The following is a 20107-nucleotide window of genomic DNA, read 5'->3' as shown; positions in this document are numbered from 1 at the left end:
TGCTTTTTTAGATATCCTTAACCCTGGCTTAACAAATAGCTTGTATAGTAGAAGGAGCAAGACTATAACGGATAAAGGGAGAGGAAACTGTGGGGAAACTTTTCATTAGGAAGCTTCTAAGTAGTTTGGCTGTACTTGCGTTATTCAGCTGTTTGCAAGGATATTCTCCAGAGACAGTGCAGGCAGACGGTTTACCGATTACTTCTGTTGACGCGCCTGCTCCGGTAATCGAACCGGCTGTTGAAAATGAGAACAACGACACGAAAGTTTTGTTCGACAATACGCACGGCCAGACGGCAGGAGCTGCCGACTGGGTCATCAATGGTGCATTTTCTGATTTTGGCGAAGCGATAGCCGGTGAAGGCTATTATGTGGAAGAACTTAGACAAAGGACGCCGATAACTTACGAAGATTTGGCAGACTTTCAAGTGTTTGTCATACCTGAAGCTAACATTCCATATAAGGATGGAGAACAAGCTGCCATATTGCAATTTGTTGAGAACGGCGGCAGTGTTTTTTATATCGCCGATCATTATAATGCCGACCGGAATTTGAATCGTTGGGATTCAGGGGAGATCTTCAATGGATATCGCCGTGGGGCATACGATAATCCTACAAAAGGGTTCGAAGAGGATGAAATTGAATCGGAAGCGATGCAGGACGTATCTAACTCAGACTGGCTTGCTGACCATTTCGGTGTACGCTTTCGTTTTAATGCCATCGGTGATGGCGTAGCAGAAGATATTGTAGCATCTAATGATAGTTTTGGAATTACACAAGGTGTCGATGGAGTGGCCTTTCATGCCGGAGCTACCATTGCTGTGACTGATCCATCGAAGGCCAAAGGGCTCGTTTACGTTCCAGAAGGCGTTTCTTCATGGGGACCGGCAGTCGACCAGGGTGTTTACAATGGTGGCGGACGTGATGAAGGAGCATTTGTGGCTATCTCAAAAGTCGGCCAGGGAAAAGCGGCGTTTATTGGTGATTCCTCTCCTGTGGAAGACAGCAGTCCCGCTTATCTAAGAGAGGATTCTGGCAGTGCGAAAACGACCTATGATGGGTTTGAAGAGGCAGATGACGGGGTTCTTCTTACCAATTTGATCAATTGGCTGGCGGAACAAGAAGATTATGCCGACTTCACTGGGCAAGGTATTCCGTTGGATGAGCCGACGGGACTCCATGATTTTGAGATCCCGGAGAACAGCACAGAACCGGAAGCAGAACCATGGTCCAACCCGCCCTCAGGTTATGAATGGTATGACCGTACGACTTTCCAGCCCGGTTCTTACGGATCGGAAGAAGAGGCAACCAATCCGGAGTATCATTTGCAATATCAGGATGTCTTACCTGGTAACATGCAGGAATTCCAAATCCGTTTTTCCGGTGACAACCTCGGAGCGAATGGCACGGAATCCGACTTTCGTTTAGGAATTTATCTGGATGGGGGACAGCAGGTCGCCCAATTCAGCTTAGATGGTGAAAACTGGACGAGCAATTATGGATACTCTGAGTACTTTACATTGAATGCTGACCAACAAGGTTATGCTTCCAAGACGTTGTATGTCCGCATTAAATCTGGTGTGGACGGAGAGGCAAACTTGCGGGTCAAGCAAGGTTCTTCCAACTTGATGACGGAAAACGTGACCATCGATCCGGATGCCGTACCAGAAGAACTTCCGGAAGAAGAAACACCTGAATTGCCGGAAGTGGCGCCTGTCGATCAGGTACGCGCCCTGGAAGATGGCGAATTGGCAACAATCCAGGGGACTGTTACAACAGCTTCCGGGTTATGGGGAGCGAAAGGCTTCTATGTACAGGATGGAACAGCAGGCATTTATGTGTACCAAAGCGAGCAAGATGTGAATCCGGGGGACATTGTCCAATTGACTGGGACTACCGAGACGTATAACGGGGAGGAAGAGCTTCTGAATATTCAAGCGTTCGAAGTAGTCGGTTCTTCCGAGGTACCTGGCCCGATAGTTATTGGTCCGGAAGAGTTGTCCGCCTATCAGGGTAGCTTGGTCAGCTTGGAAGCAGTTGAAATTACCGATTTGCGAAAAGCGGACAATTACGGCACTACGGAATTTACTGCAGTCAATACAAACGGTGAATCAGTCGTTGTCCGTCTGGATAATCGAACCGGAACAGATTATGATACCTTTCCTTACCAAAATGGAGACGTTGTTTCCATAACAGGTGTTGCCAGTGTTTTTAACGGTACTTACCAGTTGAAGCCGCGAAGCATTGATGATTTTTCTTCTATCGACGGTAGTTCGTTGAGGCAGTTGATCATTGATAGCGAGATTAAACCTGGCGGAATTAAAAATGCATTGCTCGCCAAGCTGAAGAATGCGGAAAAAAACAGTAAGCATTACGATAAAATGATTAATTTTATTGACCACCAGCCGGACAAGCATATCAACGCCGACTTAAAGGCGGGGCTCGTTTCTTTGATCAATGCTATCCGCTAAATTTCTAAATTAATAGGATAAGCGGCTGGGATAAAGTATAGTGATCAAAACAATTACCGAACGTAAATTCGAAATCTCCTTGAGAGCTCGGAGACGTTCGGTTTTTTGTATTTGATAACATGCCAAGTAATACTTTCCAGGTTTATCTTTAGCAGGAATCATAACAATTCTCCACTCCACTCCGGCAAGGTACTTCGGTTTCCGCGGCCACGGCAGCACCTCCTCCGTTTACTGGAATACTTTGATTCACAAGGGTGTATATCTTCTAAATGATGCTGTTACATAATGGGAGTTAAGTATTATGGAATCCTGCGGAGGGGAATAATAGAAGTCTGTTGATAGTTTTTTCTAAAAATCAGACAGTTAAGTGCAAATCAATCAAGGTTTTTGGCAAAACAAAACCGCCCGAAATGGATAGTAGTTATGATAAGATAGCGATAAGAAGAGGAATGGAGATGAGGAACTTGAAAAGCGAAATCATAGACAGATTTACTAGCTATGTAAAAGTTGAAACCCAATCAGACGAAAGCGTCGACAGCTGCCCGTCTACTCCCGGTCAGTTGACACTGGCAAATATGCTTGTAGAAGAACTAAAAGAAATTGGAATGGAAGAAGTAACAATTGACGATAATGGCTACGTTATGGCTACCCTTCCTGCAAATACTGATAAACAGTTACCGACAATCGGCTTTCTGGCCCATGTCGACACGGCGACAGATTTCACCGGAAAGAATGTCAATCCTCAGCTTGTCGAAAATTATGACGGCGGTGACATCGTGTTGAATGAAAATCGTAACGTTGTATTGTCACCTTCTGACTTCCCCAGCTTGGACAATTATCACGGTCACACCTTGATCACCACGGATGGAACCACGTTATTAGGAGCCGATAATAAAGCGGGTGTAGCGGAAATCATGACAGCGATGGCTCATCTCATCAACCATCCGGAAATCAAACACGGAAAAGTAAGAGTTGCATTCACGCCAGATGAGGAGATAGGGCGGGGTCCGCATCGCTTTGATGTCGACCGTTTTCAGGCAGATTACGCCTACACGGTCGACGGTGGGCCATTAGGAGAACTGGAGTATGAAAGCTTTAATGCAGCAGCTGCACGACTTACTTTTTTCGGCAAAAATGTCCACCCTGGATCGGCTAAAAACAAGATGATCCATTCTGCAAAAATTGCAATGGAATTTCATGCCGCTCTGCCTGCTGAAGAAGCTCCGGAATATACCGACGATTACGAGGGTTTTTATCATCTCATTTCTTTCGAAGGAGATGTCGAGGAAACAAAGTTGTATTACATAGTCCGTGATCATGACCGTGAAAAATTTGAGGAAAAGAAAACAAAAATCGAAGCGGCAGTCGAGGCATTAAAGCAGAAGTATGGCGAAAAAGCAGTCATGCTGGAAATGAAAGATCAGTATTACAATATGCGGGAAAAAATTGAGCCTGTGAAGGAAATTGTCGACATAGCGTACGAAGCGATGGAGCGTATCGGGATTACTCCAGATGTAAAACCAATCAGGGGTGGCACAGACGGTTCCCAGCTTTCCTTTATGGGACTGCCGACCCCGAATATTTTCACAGGCGGAGAGAACTTCCACGGGAAATATGAATTTATTTCTGTCGAAAATATGGAAAAGGCAGTTCAAACAATCGTCGAAATTGCCAGTTTGACGGAAAAGAAATCCTGAAAAAAGGGAGGAGAGCAAATGGACGTTTTCGTGACTGCAGATTGGTTGTATGACCGAATAAAAGAGTCCGCAGAGCTGGATATCGTAGTCCTCGATACACGGTTTGAGTTGACGGACCCGGAGGCTGGAAAGCAAGCTTATCTCCAAGGGCACATTCCAGGGGCTGTTCACTTTGATTTGAATCAGGATTTGTCAGGAGAAAAAGGCGAACACGGTGGAAGCCACCCTTTGCCGGAGCCTGAGACATTTGCTGAAAAGCTGGGCAATGCCGGAATCGGAAGTCAGACGACTGTTGTTATATATGATCAGGGGAATGATATGTTCGCTGCCCGTTGTTGGTGGTTGCTGACTTATTATGGGCATGAGCGGACATTTCTCCTGGAAGGCGGATTGGAAAGCTGGGAAAAACATGGGTATTCGCTCAGTCGTGAAATCCCTGTTCCAAAGCCGAAGACTTTTTTACCGGATATCCAGGACCATCAAGTCGTCGATATCGACTACGTGAAACAAAAAATGGTTGACAGTACTTCTCATTTGATCGATTCCCGCTCTCCTCAACGTTATCTTGGTAAAACAGAGCCACTTTATCAGAAGGCTGGTCATATTCCTGGCGCCACCAATTATTTTTGGAAACAAGTGCTGACGGATACTGGCCGGTGGAAAAGCGATGAGGAGTTAAAAATGCACTTTGCTCCACTGCCCCCAGCAGAAGAGATTATTGTTTCCTGCGGGTCAGGGGTCTCAGCCTGTCCGAATATCCTGGCACTTCAAGCAGCTGGTTACCAAAACGTAAAACTATATCCGGGAAGTTTTAGCGACTGGATCTCTTATCCGGAAAACAAAGTGTCAACTAGGATGGATGGATAGCAGCTGTTTAAGAAACAACCCAACTTGGAGGAAACATCATGACTGGAAAAACGCATATTATTGGCGGGATAGCAGCTTGTGTTGTCACATCCCGCTTTACCGCATATGACCCCCTTTTACTGACGACTGCTGGTATATTTGGATCATTGCTTCCTGACATTTGCCATGGCGGCAGTAAAATCGGAAGGAAAGTACCTTTTTTATCAAAAATAGTGAGTACCCTATTTGGACATCGTACTTTTACACACAGCCTCCTGTTTCTTTTTTTGATTCAAGTGTTGTTATCCTTGTTCCATTTACCTGATGGAATAACAGCAGGGGTACTCGTCGGAGCAGCCAGCCACCTTTTGCTGGATGCGGCGACGAAAAACGGTATCAAACTTCTTTATCCTTTCCAAATGACGTTCCGGCTTCCGCTTACTGTGCGAACGGGAGGCCCGGCTGAGAACGGTATACTGGCAGTCTTGGTATTGCTGATAGTCTATTTTGGACAGGGGATTATGTAATCGATCGCTAGGATAGTAGAAATAATTTTTCGAAGCTTGCAGAGAATTTTAGATTTTACTGCAAGCTTTTTATTTTCCCCGCTGGGAACACGGACCGAGAACCGGCAGAATAGAAGCTCTATTCCTTATTTGAATCAGGGGCTGCATACTCGTTATTTTTACTGGGCTTGATGCTTCTCGCTCCTTGTCTGAGCAGCCTTACCAGCTAGTGTCGGATGGAGATAGAAAAAAGAAGCTATTGTCGAGACTGTTCCTCCAATTAAAATCGTCGTTCCAGTACTGGTTAACTCTGCAAGCAGCCCGGCTGATAATGCAGCAACAGGCAGCAGTATCCAGGCCATAAAGCGGGATGTTGCTTGTACCCTTCCTAAAAGGCGGGCAGGTGTCAACGTTTGTCGAATTGTAGCGAGACAAGGGTTCAGGATAGAAACCATGTAGGTACCGGCCATGTTGGCTGCAAATAACAAGGGAAACGATTGCATCTGGCTTAATACGATGATGGACAAGCCTCCTGCGAACGCGGCTGAAAACAATAAGGTTCGATAAGGAAAATATTTTGTCAGAAACCCGGAAAACAGAGCACCGGAAATGGCACCTGCTCCCCCACCGGACAGCAGCCAGCCAATTTGGACGGAGGTGAGTTGTAACGTGTCTTTTAGGTGGAATACCAGTAATGTCAACAGCAGGGTGGTACCGAAGGTCGAAAACAGCATCGCTAAATTTGTGAACAAGATTGCCTTAGTAGTAAGTACGAAGTGAAATCCCTCTTTCAAGTCCTGAAGGATTGTTGTCCTCCCGGATTCCAGTGAATGGTGGGAAGGCAGTTGGATGCTGGCAATGGCTGAAAAAGCTATTAAAAAGCTGAAGCTATTAATCAAAAGGGCGATACCAGGATGATACAAACTTATGACAAGTCCGCCAATGGCCGGCGCTGATAATGTAGCAGTCTGTAAGGCCCCTGTATTGATAGCATTTACAAGCTGCAAATCCTGCTTATTCACAAGACTTGGAACAGCGGCGAATTGGGAAGTGTTATATACCTGGCTAAGCAAGCCGATCCCGAAAGCGGCGATATATAACTGCCAGACGTCTAAATTTCCATAAAGACTGAGGATGCCGATCCATCCTGTAATTAGAAGTCTCCCTCCATCACCAATAAGCAGCAGATTCTTACGGGAAAAACGATCTGACATAATACCGATCAACGGTTGGAGCAGAATTGGCAATCGTTCCAAGGCTGCAATGATCCCCATGTTGACAGGAGAACCTGTAACACTAAGGACCATAAGAGGCAGCGCGATCAAATAAATTTGATCTCCCATGAACGAAACGACATTACCGCCAATAAAGCGGAACAATGGATAGTTTTTGGCTAGTGGAACGGTTGAACTAGCTAAAGAGACAGTATTCTTCATGTTTTTCTCCTTTTATAGCCCGGAGTCCAGGTAATTTTCCAAATCACTGGAAAGTGCTTGCAGTACATTGCCATTCAGACTGTAGGTGGGGCCATTGTTTTGCACCAGCCGTGCAGACTTGAGTACTTTTAAATGATGATGGACGGTGGTTTTTCCCATCCCCAACCGGTTGGTCATCTCCTGGAGTGTGTGCTCCCTTTCTCTCAGCATTTTTATCATTTTCAGCCGTTGCTCATCGCCTAATGCCTTGTGCCTCAGCACGAGAAATTGGTCGGGTGTGTAAGTATCAGCCGGGTGCAAGCTTTGGTTGGAAACCGGATAATAAAAAATTTTGCATCCTGCCAAGTCCGATTCTACATTCCAAGGACGGTATACCACATGAGGAATCAGTAAAACCGTATGGACACTGGGCTCTGGTAAATAATTTATTCCACCTGTCGCCCACGTAACGAGTTCTTCCGGATGTTTTCTTTTCAGCATAGCTTCTTTTGCAGCCGCATCAGCAGTTAGAACTGGGAGGAGCTGATCAGCATTCGGCTCGATGACCTCCCTATACCAGCCTTCCATGACGGAACAGAGATGTGCCCGTAAAAATGCTGCATCGGTTTCACAAATAAACGGAATATAAGTAGGAAAGAAGCTATGATTCTTGGCTGTATTTTTAAGAGCCCTGATAGATTCTTTGTCTCCTTCTGCTGCTTTTTCAACATCAACTTGATGGGCTTGTCCTAAAAATGGGAGGCAGGCAGTTTTAAGGTCGACAGAGGATAGAGCGGATATGCTATGGAGAAATTCCTCTATCGATGTATAATCCTTCCGATGCAAAAGCTGTAGCAACGCTTTCCAAGTATTATGTTTTTCGACCAGTTCGAGTTGGGATAGCATTTCTGAAGATAAAGCCGCCTTGGTGCTTTTCCATTCTGTTTCGTTTTTCTCCAAACTGCTAAGCAGGGAAGTGTTGGTGATTGCTGCGATTCCTAGCGCACACTCCCATAATAAGGAATATTTCACTTCAATTCTGTATGTTTCTCTGTTTCGCGCACTTGTTTGAATAGTTTCCATATTCGGCCCTCCATAGGAGTCTTTTTCTGTATACTACTATCATAGAATAATAAATTCAATAAAAATAGAACATATTTCTTGATTTTATGGCAGGGAAATTGGGAAAGGAATAGATAGAATAGTTGCGAGGAAAGCGGGTGAAACGATGTATGAATGGGAGGGAAGACAAGGCCCTTGCCAAAATAGGGAGCTTATCGGCAAGTATCTTCCTGAAAATGTTCAACCGAAACAAACAGCACGTCTCCTCAAAAAGCGATACTGGCAAATCCGGTCCAATCGTCGGATAGTCAAGTCGGAACTACAAAGCGGCAAGTCTTTAGGCCAATGGTTGATGGAAGGTTTGAAAAGAATTGTTTCTCAAAAAGCAAACCCCGGACTTACGAATCAGGAACCGGCGTTTGAGAATGCAGATTCCGTCTATCCCAATTGGAAAATAACACTTGATGCCCAACGAGAAGTACTTTTCCAAAAAATAGAGCGGGAGGTAGATGTGGCGGCATACGGGGCAGTAGGAGATGGAATTACGGATTGCACAAAGGCGTTTCGAAGGGCAATTGGAAATGGCAACGTAAAGGTGAATATTCCTGCTGGTTGTTATGTAGTGAAAGAAATCAAACTGCCTTCTTATACTTTTCTTCAAGGAGCGGGAAAGGGAGAAACGGTCATCAAGCTGTCCGACTCTGCGCCGAAATGGACAAGGCTGATAACTAATGCCAATCATTTTCACGGCAACAGTCATCTGTATGTGGAAGGGATGACACTTGATTGGAATGTCGAAAGGCTTAAGGAACTCGAGAAGACAAGCTTTGGCAACAATTATTCCAGCTGCTTGACTTACGCCCAAGTATTATATGGCTGGGTAAGACAGGTGGAGGCTGTTAATCCCGGACTTCATGGCTTTGACATTTCTTCTACGTATTACAATTATGCTGGAGACGGGTTTCGTGGAAAAGGCGAAAGCAGTTATATCTGGCTTGACCAGTTAACCGGGCGCGGATTCGGAGACGATGGCGTCACCACCCATCACAGCAGGAAGATTTTAATCTCCAACTCTCATATGTCCGATCCGAGCGGCCGTGCTCACCAACAAGGGAATTCCAACTCCAATGGTTTCGAAGTAGATGATGGTTCTCAACATGTCTGGCTAGTGAATAACTCTTCGGCAAGGTGTTTCGGCGGGGTGGAGGTCAAAGCGCATCCTAATTCTTCTGCGGCTATGCATACGATTATTGCTGGACATATATCCATCCATGATAATCGATCCTATAATTTTCGGCATATTGGACATCATCATCGGGAAGAGCCTGAATCGAAGACGGCAGAAGGGATATTGGCAGTGAACCTGGTATCCATATGCCCGGTTTATTCTACGCTGTATCAAACATCCTCCCCGCGTGCCCTGGTTGTATCCGGTTACCGTAATGTCGGAATAGATAACTTGATGGCACTAGGGGATGAAAATTACGACTATCAGGATAATCCGGTCATTGCAGTACAGTATCGAGCCGACAACGTTTGGCTGAACAATATCTACACCAAAGATTTTGTGAAGGCCGGTGCAGATATCCAGTTATTTGGCGGGAGCAATCATGCTGGGGATGTAGTGATAGGCAGGATGGATAGTGAAAATTCTGCCCGGGAAAAGTTAAAAGCAGGAAAAGAAGTTCTGCTTAAATCCTTCAAACAAATAGAATAGAAATGCAAAAAAGCCTGCCGTCATTTAGGACGGCAGGCTGTCAATGCTGGTAGACTTCCTGTTTGGCTAAGAATTCTTTGACAAGGGGGACTGCTTCTTCGGTGCTTGTTGCATGTATTGTATGGTTGTCGTGCTTGTTAGCTGAATAACTGTAAAGCGGATCATAATAGTATTCTAGCAGTAGCCTGGTAGCTTGACCGTACTCCGCATTCCGCAAGCTGGATTCGATTTCGGCGGCTACTGGTGTATGAATCCGCCGCTTGATCCGTTTAAATGCTTCAAGGGCTTCCTCGTGGTGTTCCCAAGGCTGGTAATCATCTAAAATATTCTTCACCCGCTCCTCGATAGGGATATCGATAAACAGGTGTGTTCCATGCTCTTTCTTCTCCACTATGAACTCCGGCAATATTGCTTTTCCGATCCGCTTGCTTTCAGCTTCCATGACAACAAAGGGAGCCTGCTGAACCTTCAATAGCTGATGAAGAAGAAGTGATTCGAACTTTTTCTGTTTATTCGGTTCCAAACCGATTTGGCCGAAAATCGAACCGCGGTGATTGGCCATTTTTTCGAAATCGAGTACGGCGTATCCATCTTTATCTAATTCCTCCAAAATAATTGTTTTGCCGGCACCTGTATAACCATTGAGTACAATCGCTTGAGGTGCAAGTTCAAAGGATTCCAGTGTGTTGACTACCCACTGGCGATAGGAACGGATTCCACCCTGCAGCCGGTTCACCTTGATTCCCATTAAATCAACCACCGTCGCAGCCGTTTTACTGCGCATCCCGCCCCGCCAGCAGAATACTGTTTTATCATTGTCTATTGCCTGGAAAGCATTAATGAATGCAGGAAGCTTAGCCGATACAACTTCGACACCGCGCTGTTTAGCAGCCTCGGGGCTTTCCTGCTTGTACAATGTCCCAATCTCCGCTCTTTCATTATCATCAAATAGGGGAATGTTGATACTTCCGGGTATCGTCGCTTCAGCATACTCGGATGGCGAACGTACATCAATTAATGTATGTTCTCCCTTCTGCTGTAAGTTGGCGATTTCTTTCCAACTGATATCTTGAAACAATTCCTTCACGCCTCTCTATGGTGAAATTGCTAAAAAAGTCTCTTAGAATCGGGTTCTCCCTCTATTTTAATGATTATTAGACGATTTGTAAAAAAACGTCACTTTTTGCTGAGTCCTCCTCCTAAGCAGAGTTGGAAAAAACAGTATAATATGACTGGAATGAAGCACTTAATTATGCATAAATATGGAAATAAAAAAGGTTGGGGAAAAATGAGACAGCTTAGAACGAATGAACTGTTTGATGACTTGGATTTGGCTGAACAATACTTACCGATTGTGAAAACGGGATTAAAACCAATTGGCGCTGCAAAAAAAATCATTATTATCGGAGCGGGAATGACAGGTTTGGTAGCAGGCTCACTACTTAAAGAGGCCGGGCATACGGTTACGCTACTTGAAGGGAATAACCGCGTGGGTGGCAGGGTTTATACCGTAAGAGAACCTTTTGTTGGGGATGGTTATATAGATGTCGGGGCAATGCGAATTCCTGCTGATCATCAACTGACGATGGGGTACATAGAAAAATTTCAACTACCGATAAATCCGTTTATTAACAACTCTCCAGGTGACCTTCTGCATACCAATCATGTTACATTGACACGTGAGCAGTATGAAAAAAATCCGGATTTAATCGATTACCCGCTTCCGGCGCATGAACGAGGAAAAACGGCGACCGAGCTTTTTCAGGAAGCAGTTGATCCGTTCCTGTCGCTTTATAGGCAATCAACTCCGGAACAAAAACGGGAACTGATCGCGTATTACGATTGCTATAGTATGGAAAATTACTTGCGGCATAATCCGATTGGCCCGCGGCTTTCTGCGCAAGCTGTACGGAAAATAAAAGTATTGCTTGGAATAGAAGGTTTTCCTGAGCTGTCATTTCTTAATATCCTATCTGATATTGTCGGTACAGTCTTTAATGGAGAGATAGACTTCTATGAAATCACTGGCGGCAATGATCGTCTTCCTGCTGCCTTTATACCATTTTTATCTGAAAATATTCGCTTTGGGATGAAGGCGAATCGTATTATTCATCAGTCTGACGGTGTAACTGTTCATTGTCAGAATACGGAAACAGGAAATGTGGAATGGTTTCAAGGGGATTTGCTGCTGTCTACTGTCCCATTTCCGGTTTTCCAATTTATCGAAGTGTTGCCGCATCACACAATAAGCTTTACCAAAAGAAAGGCTATCCATGAAATGCACCATGTCGCTTCAACCAAAATTGCTATGCAGTTCAAAAACAAGTTTTGGGAAGATCAGGGACTGCTGGGTTCCAATATTATCAGTGACTTAACGACCAGGTTTACTTATACGCCAAGCCGAGGTATTGGCACTCCGGGTCCAGGGATTTTACTTGTCAGTTATAGTTGGGGAGAGAACGCCACGCCGTGGGATTCGTTGCCCCAAAGGGAAAAAGTCATGCAGGCATTGCAAGGACTTGCTACATTTTTCGGTAACCAAGTATATGAACAATACTTGACCAGTTTTGCCTTCAGCTGGAACCTAAACCCCTTCTCGGCTGGTTGCTTTACCTTATTCAAGCCGAATCAAATAACCGAATTCTCACAAGTGATCAAGGAGCCGGAAGGCAGGATTCATTTTGCTGGAGAACAGACCTCTTCTCATCATGGATGGATTGAGGGGGCGATAGAATCCGGCATCCGGGCGGCACTGGAAATGAATCAGCGATAATTCCAGAAGCAGAAAGTAGAAATGAAATGTCGAGTCTTAGCGACTGCTTTTCATGCCCCTTAGCCAAGCCATTGTGCGGAAAAGACAGCTGCTTTATAGGCTTGGCTTAAGGCCATCTGTTATGTTTGGTTTAATAGAGCGACGACGTGTTTGGCGACACCTTTAGTGGATGCGGGATTTTGCCCGGTTACAATCCGTCCGTCCTTCCTAACACAAGATTTGAACGGTAAGGCAGCTTGTTCATAGTCGGCTCCGTGGGTTCTCAATTTGTCCTCTAAAGAAAAAGGCAGATACTTGAACAGCATCATTGCTTTTTCTTCCCGGTCGGAATAACCGGTCACCGTTTTTCCGGAAAGTAGATAATTGCCATTCGTCAGCTGCAGATCATAGAGTGCACTCGGGCCATGACAGACCGCCGCCACAATTGAAAGTCTGATCATTATAGTAATTGCGGAGTTGCTTGCTGACTAACAGCTCCGTTAAACTGCGGGGGTCTATCGGGACTTCCCCGCCGGAAGGGCTGACAATATCCACTGCAAATGTATATTTTACCCGGTGATAAAATTTTGTGAACTCACTTAGCCATAATCCGGTTTCTCTCGACGGATCACCTAAAGCTTTGTGATTGGTGACAACCATTAAAATCTTCTTCATTTTATTCCTCCTCCACCTTTTGGGTCTATAGACAACAGTATTATTCCACATATAGTGATACCTTAACCTTTCGAAAAGGTAATAAAGGAGTCCAGAGTCTTAATAGTGAATTCCTTTTTTTTATGGGCAATATGGTTTATAATGATAATGATTCTCAATTAAATTTTTCATTAGACATAGCAGCTTTGAAGGCGTTGTTATTACATAGTGTTTGAATTAGCAGAAACAGCTTTACAGGAAAAACGGCAAGGTTAAGAATAGACAAGAATCAATAAAGGAGTTTTTTCGATGGCCAAAGACAAGGAATTGTATGAGGTAACGATCGTTGGGGGAGGCCCAACTGGATTGTTCGCTGCCTTTTATAGTGGAATGCGGCAAATGAAAACGAAGGTAATAGAGTCCGGCGGGCACCTTGGAGGAAAGGTTGCTCAGTTTTACCCAGAAAAATACATTTATGATGTAGGAGGTATTCCGCGCATATCCGGAGAGGACCTGGTTCGACAAATGCAAGAACAAGCGGAACGCCACGAACCGGAAATGATTTATAATCAGTATGTTACAGCGATAGATAAAATGGATGATGGGAACTTCGCTTTGACTACCGAATCTGGGGAAATACATTATTCGAAAACGGTTATCCTTGCGACTGGATTCGGCATATATGAGCCGGTTCGGCTTACGGCAGAGAACGCTTCAGTGTACGAAGGCGGACAGCTCCACTATTCGTTGAATAATAGAGACGAACTTAGCGGGAAAACGGTTATGATCGTTTCAAAAAACCGTGTCGGCATTGACTGGGCGTTGGCATTGGAAGAGCAGGCAGAAAAAGTAATTCTTGTGAATGAATCCGGAGAATTCCAGCACGTTGGACCGGGAGACGAAGAGCGGCTTGCACAGTCAACGGTAGAAGTCAGAATGTATCATGAAGTGGTCGAACTGATTGACCAAGACGGCTGCCTTAGTCAGGCAAGACTGGTGAATCAGGAATCGGAAGAAGAAATTTATGTGACAATCGATGAGGTATTGGTATATCAAGGTATTGAATTCAAGGCCGCCCCGTTTAAACAATGGAATCTGACTGTTGAAAAAAATAAAGTCACGGTTGATGCTGGCATGGCAGCAAATGTAGAAGGGATATACGCCGCCGGTGACGCTGTTCATTATCCGAGAAAATCGATGTTGATCGCATCCGGTTATACAGAAGCATGCACGGCAGTAAACAGTGCGAAGTTCTATATTGACCCAAAAGCAAGTGCGCAGGTTTACAGTACAGTAGAATACAAATACAGTGAATAACATATCGGGCTGTCTTCCTTTGGGGATTCAGCCCGTTATAGGAGAAAACAAATAACCGAACGAATTCCAATCGTCCGGTTTTGGTGACTATGCTTTTGTCCCAGCTACTTTTTCAAAAGTTAGAAGATGATGTGATACTTTCTTAGGTTCTGCCGCTTAATATCTTAAAAGATACCCTTTCACTGTTAAAAAGTGCCCGCTGATCTGGGGATTGAAACAAAAAGTGCGTTTTTCTGCCGAATCGCTGTTGAATAAATTATAGTAACTAATCAGAAGCAGGGTCATCCGGCCGTTTGCCTCGTTTCAGTTCATAGATGCTTAGTCCGAAGTCCATCTGTAAATGGGGATAATCTTTGAATCGAGCCCAATCGCCACCCCACTCGAACCCTAGCTCTTTGGCAATCTCGACTACTTCCATCCAATCTGATTCGCCATTGTTATTTCCATCATAGTTCATGTCCCAAATGGCCCGCCCCTTTTCATTCTGAAGGGCGAAGTCGATGGCCAATCCGTAGTTATGATAGGATTCTCCTCCTTCAGCATAGGTGACAATGTCGCCCTCCTCTGAACGGCCTTGTTTGTACAATTCATCCTGGCGCCCTACGGTGCGGAAGCCTTCTGTAATGATGATGGTGATCCCTTGATTCCCCGCCTTTTCAACTAATTGGTCCTTTTTCTTTTCTACAATAGGGTGCAGCTCTTCAGGCAACTCACTATTTTCCGACAGGTCATCATCCTGGGGTTCAAGCTCCAAACTTTGATTTTCTATATAGAATACAATAAACAGGACACAAGCCGTCAGTATGACCAGCCATACTACTATATTGACTTTCACCTATCCTATTCCCTTCGTTGTCTAAGATTGTCTTATCTCTTTTATGTGCACACATGAAAGACTATCATAATTCGAATAAAGCCGACAACAATTGTATTTGCTCTTTCCATTCTTGACTGCTGAATAAATTGTTTCTCCCCCCTTATTTCCGGGTAATTAGTCCATAGCATCAATACGGGAAGGGGATTTTCATATGTATCCGGATTTGGCGGGAAAAACAGCCATCGTTACAGGGTCTTCAAAGGGAATCGGGCAAGGGATCGCTGTGCGGTTTGGAAGGGAAAAAATGAATGTAGTTGTGGATTACCATACCGATCCCAATGGTGCGGAAGAAACGGTGCGTTTGATTAAAGAACATGGCGGCAATGCCATGGCGGTGGAAGCCGATGTCTCCCGAGAAGAAGGAATGCGCCAGTTGATTGACGCCGCAATCCAGCGTTTCGGTGCTATCCAAGTAATGGTGAACAATGCCGGTTTCAGCAACGGATGTCCTTCACATGAATTAAGTCTCCAGGACTGGCGGCGTGTATTGGAGGTAAATTTAACCGGAGCATTTCTCGGTTCTCGGGAAGCAATCAAATACATGCTTGACCACGATATCAATGGAAGCGTCATCAACATTTCGAGTGTCCATCAGCAAATCCCGAAAGTTCATAATGTCCATTATTCTACTACAAAGGGCGGAATGAAGATGATGACAGAAACTCTGGCCCTGGAATATGCCGGGCGTGGAATCCGGGTTAATGCCATAGCACCGGGAACCATTGAAACACCAGCAAATCCAACAGAGGAAAAACAAGGGAAAGAGAAGGAAGCGACTCTAGAAAAAATACCGATGAACAAAATAGGTAAGCCAGAGCAGATAGCGGCAGCCGCAGCCTGGCTTGTTTCGGAAGAGGCTGGATATGTTACCGGGACCACACTGTTCGTCGATGGAGGCATGACTCTGTATCCTTCTCAACTGGGATAATTGTTAATGTTCTCCATATAGCAAAAAGCCGTTTGTCCGCCATCTGAAAAAGGAAAAGATAACTAGTTGTTGAACAGGAAGGGTGAAATAAATGCTAAGGACGATTTTGATGATTATCGGAGCTATCGTCGTAATCAGTTTTATAATCTCTCTACTATAATTCAAAAACGGGAAGGGAGGCTTGGATAAAAGGCCTCCCTTCCCGTTTTCTTTGGGGAATAGCTCCGTTCTTTTGCTTTATTTTCTGTAAATCCCGCAAAAACAGATAAATTTTTCAGAATAGAATAAATATATTGAAACCTCTCGAAAAAGCTATTATAGTTGTTAGAAAGAAAGAGGGAGGCATACATAATGGAAAAAGATTTACGGATCAAAAGCAAAGTGTTCAGCGATGACCCCAAACGGGCCCCGAACCGGGCGATGCTTCGAGCGGTAGGGGTGACGGACGAAGATTTCAAAAAGCCGATGATTGGGGTGGCAAGTACTTGGAGTGAAGTGACTCCTTGTAACATTCATCTGCATGACTTGGCAGTAAAAGCCAAAGAAGGGGCCAAAGACGCTGGTGGAGTTCCCTTGGTGTTCAATACGATTACAGTATCGGATGGCATTTCGATGGGAACGCAAGGAATGCGTTATTCACTCCCAAGCAGGGATATCATAGCAGATTCAATCGAAACAGTTGTAGGGGCAGAAAACTTGGATGCTTATGTAGCAATTGGCGGCTGCGACAAAAATATTCCGGGCTGTATGATCGCCATCGCCCGCTCTGATGTTCCTGGTGTATTTGTCTACGGGGGGACGATTTCTCCTGGATTTCACAAGGGACAGAAACTCGATATAGTTTCTGTTTTTGAAGGAGTCGGCCAGCATAACAATGGCGACATCAGTGATGAGCAGCTGCATGGAATCGAATGCCATGCATGCCCTGGAGCAGGTTCCTGTGGCGGGATGTATACGGCGAACACGATGGCCACTGCTGTAGAAGCATTGGGAATGAGTTTGCCGGGAAGCTCTTCAAACCCGGCAGAGTCGGAAGAAAAGCGGAAGGATTGCGTGGAAGCTGGTAAAGCAGCCTATAAGACGTTGGAGCTCGGAATTTATCCAAAAGACATTATGACGAAAGAGGCTTTTGAGAATGCCATCACGGTAGTCATGGCGCTCGGCGGCTCTACCAATGCGGTTCTTCATTTGTTGGCGATTGCTCAATCTGTCGAAGTCGATGTTACCATCGATGATTTTGACAGAATTCAGAAGAAAGTACCACATGTTGCCGATTTACGACCGAGTGGAAAATATGTCATGGAGGATTTACACAGGATTGGCGGCGTACCAGCTGTCATGAAGTTTCTTTATGAAGCTGGTTATTTGCACGGTGATTGTATAACCATTACTGGAAAAACAGTAGCGGAAAATGCAGCAGAGGCATCTTCCTTAAAAGAAGGACAGGAAATTATCATGCCGGTTGACAAGCCTTTGCGGGAAAACGGTCCTTTGGTTATTTTAAAAGGAAACTTGGCTCCGAGTGGCGCGGTAGCCAAAGTATCGGGAGTGAAGGTGAAACGGCACACTGGTCCTGCCCGTGTTTTCGACAATGAAGAAGAGGCAACGGAGGCTGTCATCAACAATGAGATCAAAGAAGGAGATGTACTGGTCATACGTTATGAAGGCCCGAAAGGCGGACCGGGCATGCCGGAAATGCTTTCTATCTCGGCTATCTTAGTCGGAAAAGGACTGGGTGAAAAGGTAGCTTTGCTGACAGACGGACGGTTCTCCGGTGGAACCCATGGCTTGGTTGTTGGGCATATTGCTCCGGAAGCCCAATCTGGCGGACCAATCGCCTTATTGAAAGAAGGGGATATCGTCACAATTGACTCCGATAAACAAGAAATTTCGATGGATGTTCCTGAGGCAGAATTGGAAACACGCCGTCAACAGTGGATAGCTCCGCCTCTTTATAACAAAGGAGTGCTTGGCAAGTATGCACACACGGTTTCTTGTTCGTCGAAGGGAGCAGTAACCGATCAATTTAAATAACAAAAACACCGGTTCCTTAGGGTTGGAGCCGGTGTTTTTACATTAGGATTGCTCGTAAATACAATTGCCCCGAAAAAAGGTCGCTGCCACTTGCAGCTGCTTTAATTCGGCTGGTTGTATTTCAGCGGGATGATCAGATAGCAGAGTGAAATCCGCCTGATAACCAGGTTCTAGTTTTCCTTTACAGTGTTCATGGTATTCCAGCCATGCAGGGGTTTCACTATAAGCGCGAAAGATGGCGTCGGTTGATAATTTTTCCTCTGGTATCCATCCGCCCTTTGGTTTGCCTTGTTCATCGGTTCGATTCACTGCTGCAAAAATATTCATAAGCGGAGCCAGTGGGCCGATCGGCGAGTCTGAACTGCCCGTAAAAGGAATCTGCAATTGATGAACGGTCGCCCAGGGATTGCAGTAACGTTCTCGTTCTTTTCCTACCCATTCAACCGTCTGGTCGTGTTCTTCCATGATAAAGCCTGGCTGGGTTTCTAAAAATGGCTTAAGCTGTTTCAGGCGGTCAAGTAAATCAGGTGCCAAGACCTGCGCATGAATGATGCGGTGACGCAATTTATTTATATCTGTATGTTTCAAAGCGTTTACCGCTTGTTCGACTGCTCTGTCTCCAATAGCGTGCATGGTTACTTGCATGCCGTTCCGGTCTGCTGTTTTCACCATCTCATTTAATTCTTCCTGCGAGTATATCAAATTTCCTTTGGTGTCTGGTTTGTCCTGATAAGGCTGGCGCAAGGCGGCTGTGTGCAAGCGTTGGGTACCATCCAGAAAAATCTTGAATGCGCCTACCTTCACTTGCTGGGTTCCGTCGCCGGTTCTTCTGTTGTTTGTTTCTAAATAGGCTTGAATGTCAGCTAGCTTGTAAACATAATGATGAAGCTGCACATCGATGTCCAGCTTCCCTTCCTTTTCCAGTTGGGTATAGGCATTCCATAACCTTTGATAGTCTCCTGCATAGTTAAGGTCGTCTGTATGGACGGAAGTGATTCCCGTTTTTGAAAGATGGGGAATGGCATCTTGAACTGCTTCATAAATCTCCTGTTTGCTCTTCTGGCGAAAATGGAATTTGATAAAATGGACAGCGGAGTCCTTAAAGCGTCCAGTCCAGCGGCCATCGTCGTCTTTTTCAATAAACGGATCATGTCCTTCAGCCAAACCATCTTTCTGTTGAATGATAGATAACGCTTTATGATTGACGATGCATTCGTGCCCATCGTCATGAAGCAAAAACATTGGTTTATTGTATTCCAGTTCGTCCAAGTCATCAGCAGTCAGCAGGTGGTCGAGATCGGTGAACTGGCTGTCAATAACACCCCTTCCGATCACCCAATCGTTTTCTTCCATTTCTTCCTCTATAAAATGGTTTTGTATGATTTGTTTCATGTCAGTCCAGCTTGTAATCTTTCGAAGATCCAATTCTTTTTTCATTAAACCGTACCGTAATAAATGTAAGTGAGAATCGATAAAAGCTGGGGCAGCAACTAGTTGTCTGCCATCTATGATATGCTCGTTTCGTTCTGTAGCAACTCCTTTGTAAATCCCTTCTATATAGTCCTCTTCGATTTTCATGTGATAGATATCATTGGGGTTCCCTTTTTCTCCCGGTCTGTATAAACGAATATTATCAAGTATGGTCAATGTCCGTTCCTCCTCTTTTATTACGCTATTTTTCTATACCCGTCAAGATGTGTACTGACACAACCAACCTTCCATCATTCTGCATTTCTTTCCTGTAAAAATCCCATGCAATTTCAGCTTGGGTTTGTGATATAATGTAGCTTAAATCTTTGGCTCCTTTTATGTGGAATGTTTAAAAATAGTT

General features: G+C 44.9%; 15 protein-coding genes and 1 pseudogene. 9 read left to right on the top strand and 7 right to left on the bottom strand.

What is annotated here, in order from left to right:
- Positions 1–89: 89 nt before the first annotated feature.
- The 4 genes and pseudogenes from BLR82_RS17650 to BLR82_RS17635 form a co-directional block, all read left to right on the top strand.
- Positions 90–2240 (top strand): annotated as a pseudogene (locus BLR82_RS17650) (DUF5689 domain-containing protein); the annotation flags it as partial.
- A gap of 695 nt (positions 2241–2935) precedes the next feature.
- Positions 2936–4168: a peptidase T gene (gene pepT, locus BLR82_RS17645; RefSeq protein WP_074600816.1), complete on the top strand. Its 1233-nt coding sequence runs from the start codon at positions 2936–2938 to the stop codon at positions 4166–4168.
- A gap of 18 nt (positions 4169–4186) precedes the next feature.
- Positions 4187–5035, top strand: coding sequence for a sulfurtransferase (locus tag BLR82_RS17640; RefSeq protein WP_074600763.1), 849 nt, complete (start codon positions 4187–4189; stop codon positions 5033–5035).
- Positions 5036–5073: 38 nt separating this feature from the next.
- The gene (locus BLR82_RS17635; protein ID WP_074600762.1) at positions 5074–5541 is read left to right on the top strand and encodes a metal-dependent hydrolase; all 468 of its coding nucleotides are present in this window, start codon (positions 5074–5076) and stop codon (positions 5539–5541) included.
- A 158-nt stretch (positions 5542–5699) separates the two neighbouring features.
- On the opposite strand, the gene BLR82_RS17630 is transcribed toward BLR82_RS17635, so the two are convergent.
- Together BLR82_RS17630 and BLR82_RS17625 are read right to left on the bottom strand one after the other, a co-directional pair.
- Positions 5700–6956 (bottom strand): MFS transporter, encoded by a 1257-nt coding sequence (locus BLR82_RS17630; protein ID WP_074600761.1) that lies wholly within the window; start codon positions 6954–6956, stop codon positions 5700–5702.
- 12 nt (positions 6957–6968) lie between these two features.
- A complete protein-coding gene (locus BLR82_RS17625; RefSeq protein ID WP_074600760.1) occupies positions 6969–8018 on the bottom strand; it encodes an ArsR/SmtB family transcription factor in 1050 nt (349 codons plus the stop codon).
- A 145-nt stretch (positions 8019–8163) separates the two neighbouring features.
- On the opposite strand from BLR82_RS17625, the gene BLR82_RS17620 reads away from it, so the two are divergent.
- Positions 8164–9714: a glycosyl hydrolase family 28-related protein gene (locus tag BLR82_RS17620; protein ID WP_074600759.1), complete on the top strand. Its 1551-nt coding sequence runs from the start codon at positions 8164–8166 to the stop codon at positions 9712–9714.
- A 40-nt stretch (positions 9715–9754) separates the two neighbouring features.
- Here the strand turns inward: BLR82_RS17620 and mnmH are convergent, their stop codons facing one another.
- Positions 9755–10792, bottom strand: a complete 1038-nt coding sequence (gene mnmH, locus BLR82_RS17615) for a tRNA 2-selenouridine(34) synthase MnmH (protein WP_074600758.1) — start codon at positions 10790–10792, stop codon at positions 9755–9757.
- 210 nt (positions 10793–11002) lie between these two features.
- Between mnmH and BLR82_RS17610 the strand changes: the two genes are divergently transcribed.
- Positions 11003–12487 (top strand): flavin monoamine oxidase family protein, encoded by a 1485-nt coding sequence (locus tag BLR82_RS17610; RefSeq protein ID WP_074600815.1) that lies wholly within the window; start codon positions 11003–11005, stop codon positions 12485–12487.
- Positions 12488–12606: 119 nt separating this feature from the next.
- On the opposite strand, the gene BLR82_RS20870 is transcribed toward BLR82_RS17610, so the two are convergent.
- Positions 12607–12927, bottom strand: coding sequence for a type 1 glutamine amidotransferase family protein (locus tag BLR82_RS20870; protein ID WP_139186999.1), 321 nt, complete (start codon positions 12925–12927; stop codon positions 12607–12609).
- Positions 12872–13141, bottom strand: coding sequence for a type 1 glutamine amidotransferase family protein (locus BLR82_RS17600; RefSeq protein WP_074600756.1), 270 nt, complete (start codon positions 13139–13141; stop codon positions 12872–12874). The genes BLR82_RS20870 and BLR82_RS17600 overlap by 56 nt, the downstream gene beginning before the upstream one ends.
- Positions 13142–13429: 288 nt before the next feature.
- Between BLR82_RS17600 and BLR82_RS17595 the strand changes: the two genes are divergently transcribed.
- Positions 13430–14437, top strand: a complete 1008-nt coding sequence (locus tag BLR82_RS17595) for an NAD(P)/FAD-dependent oxidoreductase (RefSeq protein WP_074600755.1) — start codon at positions 13430–13432, stop codon at positions 14435–14437.
- Between the two features lie 265 nt (positions 14438–14702).
- Here the strand turns inward: BLR82_RS17595 and BLR82_RS17590 are convergent, their stop codons facing one another.
- Positions 14703–15272, bottom strand: coding sequence for a M15 family metallopeptidase (locus BLR82_RS17590; RefSeq protein ID WP_074600754.1), 570 nt, complete (start codon positions 15270–15272; stop codon positions 14703–14705).
- A gap of 193 nt (positions 15273–15465) precedes the next feature.
- Here BLR82_RS17590 and BLR82_RS17585 point away from each other — a divergent pair, with 193 nt between their 5' ends.
- Both BLR82_RS17585 and ilvD read left to right on the top strand, forming a co-directional pair.
- A complete protein-coding gene (locus tag BLR82_RS17585) occupies positions 15466–16242 on the top strand; it encodes a glucose 1-dehydrogenase (RefSeq protein WP_074600753.1) in 777 nt (258 codons plus the stop codon).
- 351 nt (positions 16243–16593) lie between these two features.
- A complete protein-coding gene (gene ilvD / locus BLR82_RS17580) occupies positions 16594–18276 on the top strand; it encodes a dihydroxy-acid dehydratase (protein WP_074600752.1) in 1683 nt (560 codons plus the stop codon).
- A gap of 42 nt (positions 18277–18318) precedes the next feature.
- Here ilvD and BLR82_RS17575 read toward each other — a convergent pair whose 3' ends face one another.
- A complete protein-coding gene (locus tag BLR82_RS17575; protein ID WP_074600751.1) occupies positions 18319–19923 on the bottom strand; it encodes an amidohydrolase in 1605 nt (534 codons plus the stop codon).
- Positions 19924–20107: the final 184 nt, after the last annotated feature.

Source organism: Sediminibacillus halophilus, from assembly GCF_900103695.1.
GTDB lineage: Bacteria > Bacillota > Bacilli > Bacillales > Amphibacillaceae > Sediminibacillus > Sediminibacillus halophilus.
This window is presented reverse-complemented; position numbering and strand designations above follow the sequence as displayed.

Coding starts and splice junctions, on each gene's coding strand:
- BLR82_RS17640 (WP_074600763.1), top strand. CDS start 4,187: ATGGACGTTTTCGTGACTGCAGATTGGTTGTATGACCGAATAAAAGAG.
- BLR82_RS17635 (WP_074600762.1), top strand. CDS start 5,074: ATGACTGGAAAAACGCATATTATTGGCGGGATAGCAGCTTGTGTTGTC.
- BLR82_RS17630 (WP_074600761.1), bottom strand. CDS start 6,956: ATGAAGAATACTGTCTCTTTAGCTAGTTCAACCGTTCCACTAGCCAAA.
- BLR82_RS17625 (WP_074600760.1), bottom strand. CDS start 8,018: ATGGAAACTATTCAAACAAGTGCGCGAAACAGAGAAACATACAGAATT.
- BLR82_RS17620 (WP_074600759.1), top strand. CDS start 8,164: ATGTATGAATGGGAGGGAAGACAAGGCCCTTGCCAAAATAGGGAGCTT.
- BLR82_RS17610 (WP_074600815.1), top strand. CDS start 11,003: ATGAGACAGCTTAGAACGAATGAACTGTTTGATGACTTGGATTTGGCT.
- BLR82_RS20870 (WP_139186999.1), bottom strand. CDS start 12,927: ATGATCAGACTTTCAATTGTGGCGGCGGTCTGTCATGGCCCGAGTGCA.
- BLR82_RS17600 (WP_074600756.1), bottom strand. CDS start 13,141: ATGAAGAAGATTTTAATGGTTGTCACCAATCACAAAGCTTTAGGTGAT.
- BLR82_RS17595 (WP_074600755.1), top strand. CDS start 13,430: ATGGCCAAAGACAAGGAATTGTATGAGGTAACGATCGTTGGGGGAGGC.
- BLR82_RS17585 (WP_074600753.1), top strand. CDS start 15,466: ATGTATCCGGATTTGGCGGGAAAAACAGCCATCGTTACAGGGTCTTCA.
- ilvD (WP_074600752.1), top strand. CDS start 16,594: ATGGAAAAAGATTTACGGATCAAAAGCAAAGTGTTCAGCGATGACCCC.